Below are 13,821 nucleotides of genomic sequence, written 5' to 3'. Positions count from 1 at the left end.
AACAAAGCCAGCACCTATACGCTGGCTTTGCTATTTGTAACACGAAATCTTGTTTGCCTGACTTCAAGCCGTGAAATCAATGCGTTACTATGACGATATAGTGTTCAATTTTGCAGCAGCATGAGGTACCCACATGTCTGAAAAAATATCGACGTCGGCATTAGCGAAAATGCGCAAGGTAGAAGCTAAGCTGCTGTTTGCCGATCTCAAACGTGCAGGCTACATCGTTCGCCAAGATGAAAAGTGGATTTTGACCGAAGAAGGGGCAAAGTTTGGCGGTGAGTATGTGGATCACCCTAAATTTGGCCAGTTCATCGTCTGGCCGACCAACTTACATATTGAGCTGACTCCCAGCTCAGGGAAAACATTGAGCGCTACACAACTGGGTGAAAAGCTGAAATTGAATGCGAAGCGCATGAACCAGCTTTTGAGTGAACTGGGTTGGTTGACCAAATCCGAAGAGGGATGGAGTGTCACTGAAGCTGGTGTGCGCGCTGGTGGACAGCAAAGAACCGATAAAGAAACACAAAATACCTTTGTCGTATGGCACGATGTGGTGCTGCGTAACAAGCGTCTTAAGCAGTCTGTCATTGAGTTTTTAGGGCAAGACGCGGAGTCACATTCTACGGATAAATCGTACTCAAGCTTTCGCCAAAAATTTGAAGCCAAGCACCGAACATTAGATGGGCATTACGTGCGCTCTAAGGGGGAGTTGCTCATCGACAACTGGCTGTACTTGGCTGGTGTTGTGCACGCTTATGAGCGTCAGTTGCCGATTGACCAAGATGTCACTAGCGATTTTTACTTGCCAGGTGGCAAAGTCTATTTGCAATTTTGGGGAAGTGACGATGGGGAGATGGCTCAGGCCGACCGTGAGACCATTCGTACTGTTTATGAGCAGCATCATTTCAATCTTATCGAAGTCGAACCGAGTGAACTAGACAAGTTGGATGAAGTGCTTCCTAAGCGTCTTCGTCAGTTTGGTATTAAAGCTTATTGACGACTTAAGCCCGCTGTTCAGATAAGAAAAAACCCGTGTTCAACACGGGTTTTGTATTTTTAGTGTGTTTCTAGGCTGCCATCCTATGGGTTAAAAGCCTTTGATGTTTTCTGCTTCTAGCTCAGAGAAGTACTTCACTGTCTTCACTTTCAGTTCTTGTTGAGCTGGTTCGTCGCATACGATCACCGCTTTAGGGTGAAGTTGAAGAGCAGAAACTGTCCATAGGTGGTTTACACAACCTTCCACGGCTGCTTCAAGTGCCTGAGCTTTGTTATGGCCAGTGACCAAGATCATCACTTCTTCTGAGTCTAGAAGCGTACCAACACCGATAGTCAGCGCGTATTTAGGCACTTGGTTGATATCGCCGTCAAAGAAGCGAGAGTTCGCAATGCGAGTGTCTTCAGTGAGGGTCTTGATGCGAGTACGAGAAGAAAGAGATGACGCTGGCTCGTTGAACGCGATGTGACCGTCGTTACCCACGCCGCCCATGAACAGGTTGATCTTGCCGTAAGACTTAATTTTGTCTTCGTAACGCTTACATTCTGCGTCGTGATCGTCTGTGTTACCGTTCAGTAGGTTGATATTTTCTTCTTGAATATCAATGTGATTAAAGAAGTTGTTGTACATGAATGAGCGGTAAGATTCTGGGTGATCCGCAGGGATGCCAATGTACTCATCCATGTTAAAAGTCACGACGTTTTTGAAGCTGACTTCGCCGGCTTGGTAAAGCTCAATTAGGGCTTTGTAGGTTGCTAGAGGAGTGCCACCAGTTGGTAGACCCAGAACGAATGGACGCTCAGCAGTAGGTTTAAAGTCGTTGATACGCTTAGCGATATGCGCAGCTGCCCACTTACCTACTTGTGCTGCTCGAGTTAACGGGATAAGTCTCATTTTGTGCCCCTAGTTATTGGAATTGACGATGTACTGAAACATTAATTCGCATTATAAAATAAGTAATGGCGAACTGCTATTGTTTTAGGTCAAAATTTTGCTTTTTCTTTAACCAATGTTGGTTTTGTCGACGATTTTTATATCTAAATGCTTTTATAAGACGATTTTTTACAAAGAAATTGCATTATGAAACTGACGAATCAATAGATAAAATTTATGATCTAAATTAAGTTCTGCCTTCGCACTTAACCTTGTTTTTTAACAACCTACAGAGTGCGAAATCGCACACGAACTTCAAATATTATGGGTTAGATATGGCATGGCGCTCATTCTTTAACCATAATTGAAATGTGTAAACCAGTGAGGAATTCGGTATGAAAAATGAGTTAGATCCGAGCAAAGTACTACAGGCTTACGAATGTGTGATGAACAACGGTACGCCAACCGAATTTGGTAAAATGTATGAAGGTGTAGAAGCGTTTTCTGACTACGATGGGTACAACGTTTTCTTGAGAGGGAATGGTGTTGAGCTAAAAATTGGCTTCCACAACACCTATCACTTGGAATATGACCAAGAGCATTTGAAAGAGAGCTTTCTGAAAAAGATTGCGACGCTCGCCAAGTAAACGGTCATCACCCAAATATTAAAAAAGCCCTTGGGAGAACGCCCCCTTGGGCTTTAGGAGAAGAAATGAGCTTGTCTTGCTCGCTCAGTAAAGTCAAACGAGCTTTCGCCTACTGCTAGAAAAAGGCGAGAACTAGGTAGGTTATTGGTTATTAATCGTCTTCAACCAAACTCTCTTCAATGTATTCTTCTGTGGCGTCAGGCTTGTTACGACCATTTAGCGTATGGAAGCGCTTGCGACCACGAGCAAGTTGGGTGTACTTTAGCCACGTACGCTCAAGTTTTGTTTTTGCTTTGCCCGGGTTTTCTAACACCTTGATGAAGTGTTTCTCTTCGCTGTTTTCAGGTGTTAATTCGCCTGACTCTAAGCCAAGCATTGTATCCCCATAAATTGTTAGGATTTCCTCTTCTGAAAGAGTAAAATCGCCAGACTTTGCAAAGCCGCGTGGGAATTTTACGTTATCGTAAAAACGTTTTTTGCCATGACGGAATTCAGTGTCAGACATGTCAACAGCCTCTGTAACCGTTATTGATGAATGTAGTGAACTTACGGCGAAAATTAGGCTTAAATCTAACAAAAGAAAAACAAAACTTTTTTGTCGTCATGATTTTAATTAGTTGTTAATCTGGTTTTATATTAACCAGGAGATGGTTTATGGATGTAAAAGTCTTTCGAACATTTTTAGAGCTGGCAAGAGTTCGTCACTTCGGACGTGCTGCTGAGAACCTTTATATTACCCAAGCCGCTGTGAGCGCACGTATCAAACAATTGGAAAGTTACTTCGATACGCAATTGTTTATTCGTGATCGAAATAACATAAAGTTGACCTCTGCAGGTGAGCGCTTAATCAGCTATGCCGAGGTAATGGTCACTACATTGCAACAAGCGAAGCTAGAATTATCGCTTGAAGATGGCAAAGCGCTGCAACTAACGTTAGGTGGTACGCCAAACATTTGGGACGCTTATTTACAGAACTGTTTAAGTGTCGTCACAGATTCGTTTGGTGGTTATGGCTTCATGGCAGAAGTGATGGGACGTGAGATGCTCAGTCGTAGCTTGCTAGAGCGCACGTTAGATATGGCATTTGCGTTCGATCAGATCAAAGCTGATGAGCTTAACTGTAAAAAAGTGGCAGATGTTGTTCTCGTTCTGGTATCAACTGAGAAAGATTCTTTAGACACCGTTTTCGAAAACAAATATGTGTACGTTGACTGGGGGACGCGTTTCTCCTCGGAGCATTCTGAACGTCACCCTAAGATTCCGGCTCCATATTTACGCACTTCAACAGCGCGTATCGCATTGGACTTTATTTTAGAGAAGGGTGGAGCCGCGTACTTACCAATCTCTCTCGTGGAGCCATTTATCGCTAATGGGCAGCTTCACAAGGTGTCTGGAGTAGAAGATTGGTGTCGCCCTATCTATTTGAGCTATCGTAAAGCTAGCTCGTCTGTAGACGCAATTAAGCAAGTGGAAGAAATTGTCAAAGAGATCGATCCACTGACCGCTTACAGTTTTCAGCAAATTGGTTCTGGCACTTCCGACGAATAGCGTTGAATGAAAAGTCAGAAAAACGAAAAAGCCGCCTTGAGAAATCAAGGCGGCTTTGTTTTTATCTCGATGAATCGATAGTTATGGTAAGTCAAACAACAGGGCTGTTGTGCTTTCGTTTGATGTATTGCGCAAAACAACCTTACTTTGGTGTTCAATCTTCGCGCCGTCGCCAGCCGTCAAAGTGGTATTGTCGACACTAAGGCTGCCTGTTACTTGATGGATGAATAGATTTCGGCCCGACTCAATCTCAAAGTTTAGTTCGCTACTTGGCTCAAGAATTAACTGATGCAAAGTCGCATCTTGCTTAATAAGTAGCGTGCCGTTTTCTCCAGTTGGAGTTGCGATAGTCGTTAACCCAGGATTGCGACCAAAATCTTTTTGCTGATAACCTGGTTTGGTTCCAAATGTGTTCGGTTGGATCCAAATCTGTAGAAACCGCAGCGTATCTTGGTTCGACGCATTGTACTCACTGTGGTAAATCCCTTTCCCTGCCGACATGAGTTGGAATTCACCTGCAGGTAGTGTTTTGACGTTACCTTCACTGTCTTTGTGTGCGATAACACCTTCCAACACATAGCTGATGATCTCCATATCACGGTGGCCATGTGTATCAAAACCCGCGCCAGGCTTGACTACATCGTCATTAATGACTCTCAGCTCAGAAAAGCCCATATGTTGAGGATCGTAGTAGCTACCAAAAGAAAACGTATGTTTGCTATCAAGCCAGCCAAAGTTTGCTCGACCTCGGTCTGCTGCATGTCTTACCGTAATCATAAGGCCTCCTTAAGAGAGCTTTTTGTTTAAAAAGTTATCTAACGCTGCTTTACCTGCGCCAGAGAACGCCAGAGAAACGCTCGCTGCCAGTAATGCCAAGCCAAACTCGTAACCGTTGTTTGCCATGAACAGGCCATTTTCAAAGTGGACAGAGAATATCGCTACCACCATCGTGAACGCCAAAGCAATCGCTGCTGGTCGAGTTAGCAGACCAAGTAAAATGAACAAGCCGCCAAAGAACTCTGCGCTGCCCGCAAGTAACGCCATGAGCAAGCCAGGACCTAAACCGATAGATGCCATCCACTGACCTGTGCCTTCTAGCCCGTAGCCACCAAACCAGCCAAATAGTTTTTGTGCGCCGTGCGCCATAAAGATAATGCCGATTGGAACGCGAAGTGATAGTGCGCTGTAACCTGCGTTTGATGTGGTAATTTTCTGTAATAGTGCTTTCATGATTCTGTCCTCTGACTCTTTTCAATGAGTGGGATGCGTGTGCTCCCGTGCTGTTGAGAACAGTTTAGGTAGAGGCGAACATAAAAATAACGGGAGGATTTTGATAAACTCATTCTAAAAAATTGAATAAGTGTTTTTTATTATTTTAAATCAATATCTTGTAAAGTTTTTTTGGGTTTATATTTGCCTATTATGTTCTTTTTAAAATCAAGGTCTGTCATTATTTTCGATAAACATTTTTGCTGTTAAACAAAAAAAGAGCACATGTACTGTGCTCTATTGCTTTCGCTTTTAACAAGGGAGAAAGGTGTGTTAAAGAAAACCGTCAGAGGTTCATTAAGCTCTCTAATGACTCCTCTACATTGTTGTAGTGATAAGTTCGAATATTACGTCCATCCGTCGCATTAATCTGAATTTCTGAGATCTCGTTATCTGAGTCTCGTTCGATAATTCCGATAGAATGATCTACGGATTTACTGGTAATAACCTTTTGGTTTCTTAATACAATTACGCAAGTATGTAAGTCCATGCCAATTCCCTTTAGCCGACGTTGTTGTGATGTTCTGGATCTAACTTTAGTGTACAAAAGCGCTAATGCCAATAAATCTCAATATTGAGTTCCGAAAATGGCTAATTGTGGGCGCTTAAGCAAGCTACAATAACACTATATTGAACGATGCCTATGAACAATAAATGACAAAAGGCATGAGCAAGGAAAGCACTATGTTTATTCACCCTCATACCTCACTGACCTTCGAGCAGTGTCACAAGGCGCGAGTCGCGCGAGACAGCCGTTTTGATGGGCGATTTTATGTGGCGGTAAAAACAACGGGAATCTTTTGTCGTCCGATTTGCCCGGCAAATTTGCCTAAAGAAGAAAATGTTGAGTATTTCGCTGATAAGACGCAAGCCCTTCAAGCAGGGTACCGTCCGTGTTTACGTTGTCGACCTGACAGCGCGCCTGGATCTTGGGCATGGAAAGGTGTCGAGACGACCTTTCAACGAGCGATTTCGTTAATTGATAGAGGGGAGTTGCATCACCATTCGGTGTCTGAGTTGGCTGAGCGTGTTGGGATTTCTGACCGTTACTTACGTATGTTGTTTGAGCAGTATCTAGGTATGTCACCCAAGCAGTATGCGCAATATCAGCAACTAATGTTCGCCAAACAGTTGCTTCACTCCAGCTCTATGTCGGTCACCGACGTGGGGTTTGCATCAGGTTTTAACAGTACGCGCCGCTTTAACGATGCTTTTCAAAAGTTTCTCAAACTAACGCCTTCTCAAGTACGCCGTAAAGAGTTTGATGGTGCGGGTTGCAATCGAATTGCCTTACCTTATCGAGGTGAGTTGAATTGGTCGCACATGTTGGGCTTCTATCGTTTGCGAGCGGTTGAGGGGGTTGAGCTAGTGAGTGATGAGAGTTATCAGCGCAACGTTTTTTTGGATGACAGCAAAGCCTGGTTTAAAGCGACAAAAGGTGAAGGATACTTAGAACTGGCGTTTGAAATTGAAGACGTAACGAAGCTGCAAAACTTGGTGTCTGACATTCGTCGTATGTTCGATCTTGACGCTGATATTTGTACTGTTGAGCAGCATTTGGAGTATGTCGCGCCTGGACTCGTGTCGAGTAAAGGTATTCGTATTCCTGGTGTATGGAATGCATGGGAAGCAGGGGTTAGAGCGATTTTAGGCCAGCAAGTGTCGGTTAAAGCGGCGATTGGTCAACTTAACTTATTGGTGGCCACACTTAGTGGAGAGTCAGAAAAACGTTTTTTCCCGACTCCCAGTGATATTGCGAACGCCGACGTGAGCTTTTTGCGCATGCCGCAAAGCCGTAAAGAGACGCTAGTGCGCTTCGCCCAGTTTATGCAGGACAACTCAGAAGCTGACCCCCAGCAGTGGCTAGCTTTGAAAGGCATTGGACCTTGGACCGTCAGTTATGCTCAACTGCGAGGGCAATCTCAACCCGATTGCTTTCTAGATAAAGACTTAGTGGTGAAAAAGGCGATGCAGCGTTACCCATCACTGAATACGCACACTGCGGCCCCTTGGGGAAGCTACGCGACGTTTCACTTATGGAATCAATCATGAAAACATTTTATACCGAAATGCCGAGTCCACTAGGAACGGTGACTATCCAATCGAACGCTGAGGGCTTACTTGGCATTTGGTTTGAAACATGCACCACTAAGCCGAGTGAGCTGGGGGTGCGAGACGAGCAGCATCCGGTCTTGCGCCAAGCTGTCACCCAACTGGATGAATACTTTGCTGGTCTGCGCAACGAATTCGACTTGCCCCTTGCTGCGACAGGCACTGATTTTCAAAATCAAGTTTGGCAGGCACTAACGACCATTCCATATGGGGAAACGTGGAGCTATCAAGATCTCGCGAATGCGATAGGTAACCCTAAAGCTGTGCGTGCTGTTGGGTTAGCAAACGGGAAGAATCCGATTTCTATCGTGGTACCTTGTCATCGCGTTATTGGCAAAAGCGGAAAACTGACTGGGTATGCAGGTGGAGTGGAGCGCAAGCAACGTTTGCTCGCGCTGGAGCAAGGTACACCGCTTTAAGTGAGGCGATTCTCGTATTGGGATTAAGCGTGCTACACAGGGGTAACGATAGTGTAGAGTTTCATAATCGTTATATGAATAGAAGAAGGACAATAAGGACATGCCTTTCAAAACGGATTTTGATGCCTTCATGAGAGAGTGTTGGCAGCATCACGAGGAAAATCCCGAACAAGTTTATGCTAAGCTAGAAACGGCTCTGAGCGAGGTGGAAGACGTTACCCAAATCGAGCGAATATTCGCATTGATGCTGCATACCGCTATTGGGCATCTCCAGTGCCCAGAACAGTTTCTTACTTGTTTAGAGCACTTTGATGAACGCAAGGTTGCCGAGAGTTTGGCATTTCAACGCAGTATTGCCGTTGCGCGCTATTTTGTAGATGGCACTGACAATATGGAATTATTGGAAGAGCAAGAACAACGCCGAGTTTACGCTTTGATTTCGAATGAACTTTCTGCACTTGTTCAGCTTGAACTGGCGAGTCAATGGTTGGTGAAGGCAGCGTTAGGAATGACGCCGAACGATGCAGAAGGGCCATTAGCGCGCGCTATCGCGATCACTGCGAACAACTTAGCATGTCAGTACGAAGCGCTGGCTGAGCGCACGTGCATGGAAACATCGAAGATGTTAGAAGCAGCAACACTCGCGCTAGACTATTGGAAAGTGGCAGGGGGTTGGATGCAAGAAGAGCGCGCAGAGTATCGCTTAGCTATGAGCTTGCTTAAAGCGGATAAACCGCAAGAAGCCAAAGTGCATGCTGAGCGCTGTGAAGATATTTGTCAGCAACATGGTAGCGACGCGCTTGAGCTGTTCCACGCACATGACTTGCTGATGTAAGTACACTTCCATCTTAGCCAGAAATATAAAGCTAAATTGGATGAGGAGATGCAGCAGCACTGCAAAACGAGCTCGTTGACGTGATCTTAGCGTAGAATGAAAAAAGCCCCGAGCGACTGGCTGGGGGCTTTAGGGTTGTTGACTATGCAGCGATGATTATGCTGCTTGCGCCTTTGCTTGGTATCGTCCTGGTTTATGGTTCATCGCCAAAATCAAGTTTGTTGCGATGGCACCTAGAACAGATAGAGCGATAAGGTGCACATCTACAATGAACAGTGACATCACCACGATGGCACAATCTAACGCCATTTGAACTTTACCCGCTCGAACTCCAAAACGTTCCTGAAGGTACAACGCTAGAATGTTAAAGCCACCCAAACTCATTTTGTGACGGAAAATTACCAACATACCGATTCCAATCAGCCCACCACCCAAAAGTGCCGCATAGAAAGGTTCGATTCGTGAAATCTCAATCACATGATGCAGATGATCGACCGCAAAAGAGACAATCGAAACCGCAATAAAGGTATTGATAGTGAAGCGCCAACCCATGCGCATCACAGATAAAATATAAAAAGGGAGGTTAAGAGCGAAAAATATCTGACCAAAACTGAAGTCACTCACTTTGGTTAGGAAGATCGCCAAACCAGCCGTACCGCCAGTGAGCAATCCTACTTTGCTAAAAAATATCACCCCAAGTGACACCAACGCACTGCCGAGCGTCAGAGCCAAGAGGTTCTCTCTTAGGCTATGATCTTTGTCCATAAATTAATTTCCTTGGTTTAAAAACCGCGCCGGAGATAACACGTCTCACGGACGCGATAGACAGTCGCCAAAATAGCAACTAACAAATCGGCCAATAAAATGTCGCGAAAAGTGATGGATGTCGAGTTTTTGGACGAGATTATGATGATATTAACCTGTTTAACATAATGTACACAGATAGAAAAACAACAAGGAAAAGTTATGATTAAGAAAGTTGGCAACACCCAAATCAACACATTACATCGACTGAGTTGTCACTGTGGAAAAGTTGAGTTGGAACTGGCGTTACCCAATGGTATTGAGAAACCGAGACGGTGTGACTGTTCTATGTGTCGACGTCGTGGCGCGATTGTCGCGTCTGTACCTTTGAACGGTATTCGTATTGTGCAAGGCGAAGACGTCTTGAAGCAGTATCAATTTAATACACACACTGCGAAGCACTTTTTCTGTGGCGAGTGCGGAATTTATACGCACCATCAGCGTCGTTCTGACCCGAGTGAGTATGGCTATAATGTCGGCTGCTTAGAGGGCGTCAACCCATATGAGTTGGGAGCGATTGAAGTGATGGATGGCGTTAACCATCCATCCGACCGCTAGGTTGTGTTGCAAGTTAAGCACCTGATTGTCGGTGCTTTTAAGTAAATAAACCGCTATTCATCCACAAGTGTACCGCAATACTGGCGGCATAACCCAAGGCGATGACGGGAGCCCACTTTAGGTGGCCAAAGAAGGTGTATTGTCCACGCGCGGCTCCCATTAAAGCGACGCCTGCCGCGGAGCCAATGGAAAGCAAACTGCCCCCGACACCTGCGGTTAATGTGACCAGTAGCCAGTTGCCCATCGACATGCTTGGTTCCATGGTCAGTACAGCAAACATAACCGGAATGTTATCGACGATTGCAGATAGGACACCAACCATTACGTTTGCCCAGACAGGGTTCCATTGCGTGTACATGACGTTTGAAACCAGTTCGAGGTAGCCAAGTAAACTTAAACCGCCAACACACATTACAACACCGTAGAAGAACAACAAGGTGTCCCATTCGGCTCGAGACACACGATGAAACACATCAAACGGAACCACTGAGCCTAAGCGCTTCAATGCCTGATCATCGCCATTGGCAATTGCCATAGCTGCTTTTTTTGCGAGTGAGTGTTTGAGAGTTTGGCGCAAAAAATATCCGAAAAACTGTAAGTACGCCAAGCCCATCATCATGCCCATAACGGGTGGGAAGTGCAGCACAGCATGGAAAGAGACTGCGGTGGCAATCGTCAGAATGAATAATGCGACAATACGCCTTGCCCCGCGTTTTAGCTCAACGTGTTGGTGAATCGTATTCGGTTTTGTGTTTGGAACAAACAGTGACATCAAAAACGCGGGAACCAAGTAGTTCACCAATGACGGTACAAGCAACGGAATGAACTCAGCAAAGCTGACATGACCGGCTTGCCACACCATCAGGGTTGTAATATCCCCAAATGGGCTGAATGCACCGCCAGCGTTGGCTGCGATAACAATGTTGATACAAGCAAGATTGACGAACTTAGGATTATCACCAGAGACTTTCATCACTACAGCGCACATCAATAGGGCCGTAGTTAAGTTATCGGCAATCGGTGAAATGACAAAAGCGAGAAACCCCGTCAGCCAGAACAACTTTTTGAATCCAAAACCTTTACCAACCATCCACGCCTGTAAGGCATCGAAGAGTTTGCGTTCTTCCATTGCGTTGATGTAAGTCATCGCCACGAGCAAAAACAGCAGCAACTCGGCATATTCCAACAAGTTGTGTTCTAGTGCGGATTTGGCGATTTCAGGCTGGTTGTGTTGAGCAAAGGTGTAGCCAATCAGAATCCAAATTAATCCTGCAGCGAGCAGCACTGGCTTGGATTTTCTCATTTTCAGATACTCTTCCAACATAACCAGTATGTAAGCGATCGAAAAGATAATCAGAGCCGCGTAACCGACACCAGAATTAACAAGGTTCAGTTCATTGGTTGATGCAGCAAAGGTGGCGCTAGAGAACAACAAACAGCAGAAAGCCACAATTGGATAGATTGGCATAGACATTTCTCCTTTGTCTGGTTGGAGAAATATTAGCCACAAATGAATGAGTTAGTTGTGAGAGAGCTCGAATTAACAGTAGGAGTTAGGAAATGATAGTGTGCGCCACTATTTTCTGAGTGACGCAATGCTTGCTGCGCCGAATAAAACCGCAGCGGCATATAAACCGTAAGTTAACCAGTGACTAATCTCTAAAAAAGGAACGAGTCCTTGACCTGCCCACATACAGCCTCCGTTTAATGAGCAATGTTGTAATAGTCGAGTCAATTTAAAGGAAATGAACAATGTTTTTTGTGAGTGAAAGCAAATTCTGAAGGATTAGAAAGTCAAAAATTGGTCAGTGAGAGAGAAATCTCATTTTTAACTGGCTAGCTCTAATCCTTTTGAGTTAAAGCTAGCTATATCTAGAGCTGAATGCATTTAGCGTAGGAGCCATTTTTTCAACGGTGAAGCGTCGATTGCTTTCACAAGCAGTATGGTTGCAACAATCGTTGCAGGATAAATAAACACATCTTTCGCGAGGTGTTGCAGCCCGATAAATCCAGCGACATTCATCATGACAATTATGATAAGCAGATGGCTAACATATATCCCTAACACGCTAGGAGATAGTTTGAAGATCCAAGGCATGTCGCCAAAATGAGGGTGAGCCAAAAACCACATAAAGACACCTACAGCCCAGATAACGGTACCGAATAGGAAGTCGTGCGAGTTGAAAGCGATGTCATGTTGCATCAGCCAGTAAGCTTCACCAAAATGCAGTGCCATGCCAAGAATAATGCATCGAACCGTATTGTTTCGCGACCACCGCCACTGCGCTTCTCGTGCGAAATAACCCAGAACAACTAGCAACGTGCTGAAAAAAGGCCCATTACGAGTAAAGAAAGGCGCTGGCAGGTCGGTAATGGTCGCGTAACTGCCAGCAAAGACCCCGTATATGTATAGCAATACTGCAGTTGGCAGTATCATTTGCGCCATATTGATATGCACGAGAAAGGCAATTAACGCTACGGCAATGACCAGAGCCGGAATAAACCACAGATGAACGAGTCCGCCTTCGATGAGTGAATTGATCGGGGTTGACATTAAGTACCCCCAATAACCTTGCCTTTCGGCGAGATACCCTGCCTCAGCGACCGTCTGCCATTGGAATGGCATCAGTAAACTGATCATGCTCCAAATGAGCCAAACCTTCATTAACGGTTTGGCGTAGTTCTTCAGAGTATCGATAGGTGAATGACTCAACTTCGGCTGGATTAGATAACCCGAGATGAGAAAGAACAGCGGAACAGCAAAACGAGCCAGTTGGTTGAGCATATAGCCAACCCATGGTATCCCATTCCACTGCCAGTACGTCAGTGCCATCTGGCAATGCAAACCCACAATCGCAAGCATCGCAATGATACGTGCAAACTCTAAGCTGGCTATTTTTTGTTTCTTTGCCATTACATTGTTTACCTAAATAAAAAACTTAGGTGAAAATAGCAGGTTGTTACTGAAGTAATACGTGAAAAAGTCAACAGACTTGCGCTTACATTGAAGCTGTTTTGAAAATTAAGACTTACTTCAAACTTCTTAATTATTAACCTATTAACGCAATCAATACCTGATTCGTGAGTCGAAAATAGCACTGAATAATGGTTAGACCAGTTAACTCGAGATTGCAAAAAAGAACGATCGTGCTAAAAATAAGACTATGCAAAAAGGAAAAGTGACAAAAGAGTTTATTCTGCAGCGGGCTTTTGAGATCGCCAGCGAAGACGGATTGGAAAGTCTTACGATTGGAGAGTTAGCCAAGCAATGCGGTATGTCGAAAAGTGGTCTGTTTGCCCACTTTAATTCGAAGTTGAATTTACAGCTATCGGTGCTTGATCACGCCAATAAAGTGTTCGCTGATCGGGTTATTGAGCCTGCTCGAGAACTCGGGGATGGCAATATCGAGCGTAAAATTCGAGGGTTGCTCGACTCTTGGATGACTTGGAATCACGCATTCCAAGGAAGTTGTATGTTTCTTGACGCTTGGAATGATACGGCAGATAAAGATTGCCCGCTTCAGGCCGGACTGCGTAAATCCATAGACACTTGGCTGAGTTATTTGGAGATCCAAATAGCGAAAGGCAAAGAGAAGCAAGAATTTGCAGCAGACTTAGATACACGCCAAGCAACGTTTGATTTGTACGGTCTCTATTTGAGTGCGCATGTTTTTTACTCAATTAAAGGTGAGCAAGAAAGCTTGCGTCTGTTTTGGCAAGGGATCGACAACTTATTTTCTCGCTGGAAAGGCTAATATT

At 44.8% G+C, this 13,821-nt stretch carries 15 protein-coding genes and 1 pseudogene; 8 read left to right on the top strand and 8 right to left on the bottom strand.

Features of this window, described 5'->3' with window-relative positions; all coding sequences use genetic code 11:
- Positions 1–133 precede the first annotated feature (133 nt).
- Positions 134–1,000, top strand: coding sequence for a hypothetical protein (locus KI742_RS05820; RefSeq protein WP_005374442.1), 867 nt, complete (start codon positions 134–136; stop codon positions 998–1,000).
- A 90-nt stretch (positions 1,001–1,090) separates the two neighbouring features.
- Here KI742_RS05820 and nagB read toward each other — a convergent pair whose 3' ends face one another.
- Entirely contained in the window at positions 1,091–1,891 is an 801-nt protein-coding gene (gene nagB / locus KI742_RS05815) for a glucosamine-6-phosphate deaminase (RefSeq protein ID WP_005374441.1), read from the bottom strand.
- A 374-nt stretch (positions 1,892–2,265) separates the two neighbouring features.
- On the opposite strand from nagB, the gene KI742_RS05810 reads away from it, so the two are divergent.
- A complete protein-coding gene (locus tag KI742_RS05810) occupies positions 2,266–2,517 on the top strand; it encodes a DUF3081 domain-containing protein (protein ID WP_005374440.1) in 252 nt (83 codons plus the stop codon).
- Between the two features lie 151 nt (positions 2,518–2,668).
- On the opposite strand, the gene KI742_RS05805 is transcribed toward KI742_RS05810, so the two are convergent.
- On the bottom strand, positions 2,669–3,022 hold the full coding sequence (locus tag KI742_RS05805) for a DUF413 domain-containing protein (protein WP_005374439.1): 354 nt from the start codon (positions 3,020–3,022) through the stop codon (positions 2,669–2,671).
- Positions 3,023–3,171: 149 nt separating this feature from the next.
- Here KI742_RS05805 and KI742_RS05800 point away from each other — a divergent pair, with 149 nt between their 5' ends.
- Entirely contained in the window at positions 3,172–4,065 is an 894-nt protein-coding gene (locus KI742_RS05800) for a LysR family transcriptional regulator (RefSeq protein WP_005374436.1), read from the top strand.
- An 81-nt stretch (positions 4,066–4,146) separates the two neighbouring features.
- On the opposite strand, the gene KI742_RS05795 is transcribed toward KI742_RS05800, so the two are convergent.
- The 3 genes from KI742_RS05795 to KI742_RS05785 form a co-directional block, all read right to left on the bottom strand.
- Positions 4,147–4,842 (bottom strand): pirin family protein, encoded by a 696-nt coding sequence (locus KI742_RS05795; RefSeq protein ID WP_005383228.1) that lies wholly within the window; start codon positions 4,840–4,842, stop codon positions 4,147–4,149.
- Between the two features lie 9 nt (positions 4,843–4,851).
- Positions 4,852–5,295, bottom strand: coding sequence for a DoxX family protein (locus KI742_RS05790; RefSeq protein ID WP_042522325.1), 444 nt, complete (start codon positions 5,293–5,295; stop codon positions 4,852–4,854).
- Positions 5,296–5,620: 325 nt separating this feature from the next.
- Positions 5,621–5,824: a hypothetical protein gene (locus KI742_RS05785; protein ID WP_017633816.1), complete on the bottom strand. Its 204-nt coding sequence runs from the start codon at positions 5,822–5,824 to the stop codon at positions 5,621–5,623.
- Between the two features lie 194 nt (positions 5,825–6,018).
- On the opposite strand from KI742_RS05785, the gene KI742_RS05780 reads away from it, so the two are divergent.
- The 3 genes and pseudogenes from KI742_RS05780 to KI742_RS05770 all read left to right on the top strand — a co-directional run bounded on the left by KI742_RS05780 (position 6,019) and on the right by KI742_RS05770 (position 8,784).
- Positions 6,019–7,386, top strand: a complete 1,368-nt coding sequence (locus KI742_RS05780; protein ID WP_064369534.1) for an AlkA N-terminal domain-containing protein — start codon at positions 6,019–6,021, stop codon at positions 7,384–7,386.
- A complete protein-coding gene (locus KI742_RS05775; protein WP_005374431.1) occupies positions 7,383–7,865 on the top strand; it encodes a methylated-DNA--[protein]-cysteine S-methyltransferase in 483 nt (160 codons plus the stop codon). The genes KI742_RS05780 and KI742_RS05775 overlap by 4 nt, the downstream gene beginning before the upstream one ends.
- Positions 7,866–7,965: 100 nt before the next feature.
- Positions 7,966–8,784, top strand: a pseudogene (locus KI742_RS05770) (hypothetical protein).
- A 72-nt stretch (positions 8,785–8,856) separates the two neighbouring features.
- Here KI742_RS05770 and KI742_RS05765 read toward each other — a convergent pair.
- Positions 8,857–9,465, bottom strand: a complete 609-nt coding sequence (locus KI742_RS05765) for a YitT family protein (protein ID WP_005374427.1) — start codon at positions 9,463–9,465, stop codon at positions 8,857–8,859.
- Between the two features lie 201 nt (positions 9,466–9,666).
- Here KI742_RS05765 and KI742_RS05760 point away from each other — a divergent pair, with 201 nt between their 5' ends.
- Entirely contained in the window at positions 9,667–10,062 is a 396-nt protein-coding gene (locus KI742_RS05760; RefSeq protein ID WP_017821038.1) for a GFA family protein, read from the top strand.
- Positions 10,063–10,099: 37 nt separating this feature from the next.
- Here the strand turns inward: KI742_RS05760 and nhaD are convergent, their stop codons facing one another.
- Entirely contained in the window at positions 10,100–11,530 is a 1,431-nt protein-coding gene (nhaD, locus tag KI742_RS05755) for a sodium:proton antiporter NhaD (protein ID WP_285385388.1), read from the bottom strand.
- Positions 11,531–11,950: 420 nt separating this feature from the next.
- The gene (locus KI742_RS05750) at positions 11,951–12,976 is read right to left on the bottom strand and encodes an acyltransferase (RefSeq protein ID WP_137282909.1); all 1,026 of its coding nucleotides are present in this window, start codon (positions 12,974–12,976) and stop codon (positions 11,951–11,953) included.
- A gap of 250 nt (positions 12,977–13,226) precedes the next feature.
- Here KI742_RS05750 and KI742_RS05745 point away from each other — a divergent pair, with 250 nt between their 5' ends.
- Positions 13,227–13,817 (top strand): TetR/AcrR family transcriptional regulator, encoded by a 591-nt coding sequence (locus tag KI742_RS05745; protein WP_005374416.1) that lies wholly within the window; start codon positions 13,227–13,229, stop codon positions 13,815–13,817.
- Positions 13,818–13,821: the final 4 nt, after the last annotated feature.

This window comes from Vibrio sp. D417a, from assembly GCF_030248595.1.
GTDB classification, from domain to species: domain Bacteria; phylum Pseudomonadota; class Gammaproteobacteria; order Enterobacterales; family Vibrionaceae; genus Vibrio; species Vibrio alginolyticus.
Note: the sequence above shows the minus strand (reverse complement) of the source record. Positions and strands in the feature narration are given on the sequence as shown.

What these genes read in the sequence shown, in the direction of transcription:
- KI742_RS05820 (WP_005374442.1), top strand. Translation starts at nt 134, where the DNA reads ATGTCTGAAAAAATATCGACGTCGGCATTAGCGAAAATGCGCAAGGTA.
- nagB (WP_005374441.1), bottom strand. Translation starts at nt 1,891, where the DNA reads ATGAGACTTATCCCGTTAACTCGAGCAGCACAAGTAGGTAAGTGGGCA.
- KI742_RS05810 (WP_005374440.1), top strand. Translation starts at nt 2,266, where the DNA reads ATGAAAAATGAGTTAGATCCGAGCAAAGTACTACAGGCTTACGAATGT.
- KI742_RS05805 (WP_005374439.1), bottom strand. Translation starts at nt 3,022, where the DNA reads ATGTCTGACACTGAATTCCGTCATGGCAAAAAACGTTTTTACGATAAC.
- KI742_RS05800 (WP_005374436.1), top strand. Translation starts at nt 3,172, where the DNA reads ATGGATGTAAAAGTCTTTCGAACATTTTTAGAGCTGGCAAGAGTTCGT.
- KI742_RS05795 (WP_005383228.1), bottom strand. Translation starts at nt 4,842, where the DNA reads ATGATTACGGTAAGACATGCAGCAGACCGAGGTCGAGCAAACTTTGGC.
- KI742_RS05790 (WP_042522325.1), bottom strand. Translation starts at nt 5,295, where the DNA reads ATGAAAGCACTATTACAGAAAATTACCACATCAAACGCAGGTTACAGC.
- KI742_RS05785 (WP_017633816.1), bottom strand. Translation starts at nt 5,824, where the DNA reads ATGGACTTACATACTTGCGTAATTGTATTAAGAAACCAAAAGGTTATT.
- KI742_RS05780 (WP_064369534.1), top strand. Translation starts at nt 6,019, where the DNA reads ATGTTTATTCACCCTCATACCTCACTGACCTTCGAGCAGTGTCACAAG.
- KI742_RS05775 (WP_005374431.1), top strand. Translation starts at nt 7,383, where the DNA reads ATGAAAACATTTTATACCGAAATGCCGAGTCCACTAGGAACGGTGACT.
- KI742_RS05765 (WP_005374427.1), bottom strand. Translation starts at nt 9,465, where the DNA reads ATGGACAAAGATCATAGCCTAAGAGAGAACCTCTTGGCTCTGACGCTC.
- KI742_RS05760 (WP_017821038.1), top strand. Translation starts at nt 9,667, where the DNA reads ATGATTAAGAAAGTTGGCAACACCCAAATCAACACATTACATCGACTG.
- nhaD (WP_285385388.1), bottom strand. Translation starts at nt 11,530, where the DNA reads ATGCCAATCTATCCAATTGTGGCTTTCTGCTGTTTGTTGTTCTCTAGC.
- KI742_RS05750 (WP_137282909.1), bottom strand. Translation starts at nt 12,976, where the DNA reads ATGGCAAAGAAACAAAAAATAGCCAGCTTAGAGTTTGCACGTATCATT.
- KI742_RS05745 (WP_005374416.1), top strand. Translation starts at nt 13,227, where the DNA reads ATGCAAAAAGGAAAAGTGACAAAAGAGTTTATTCTGCAGCGGGCTTTT.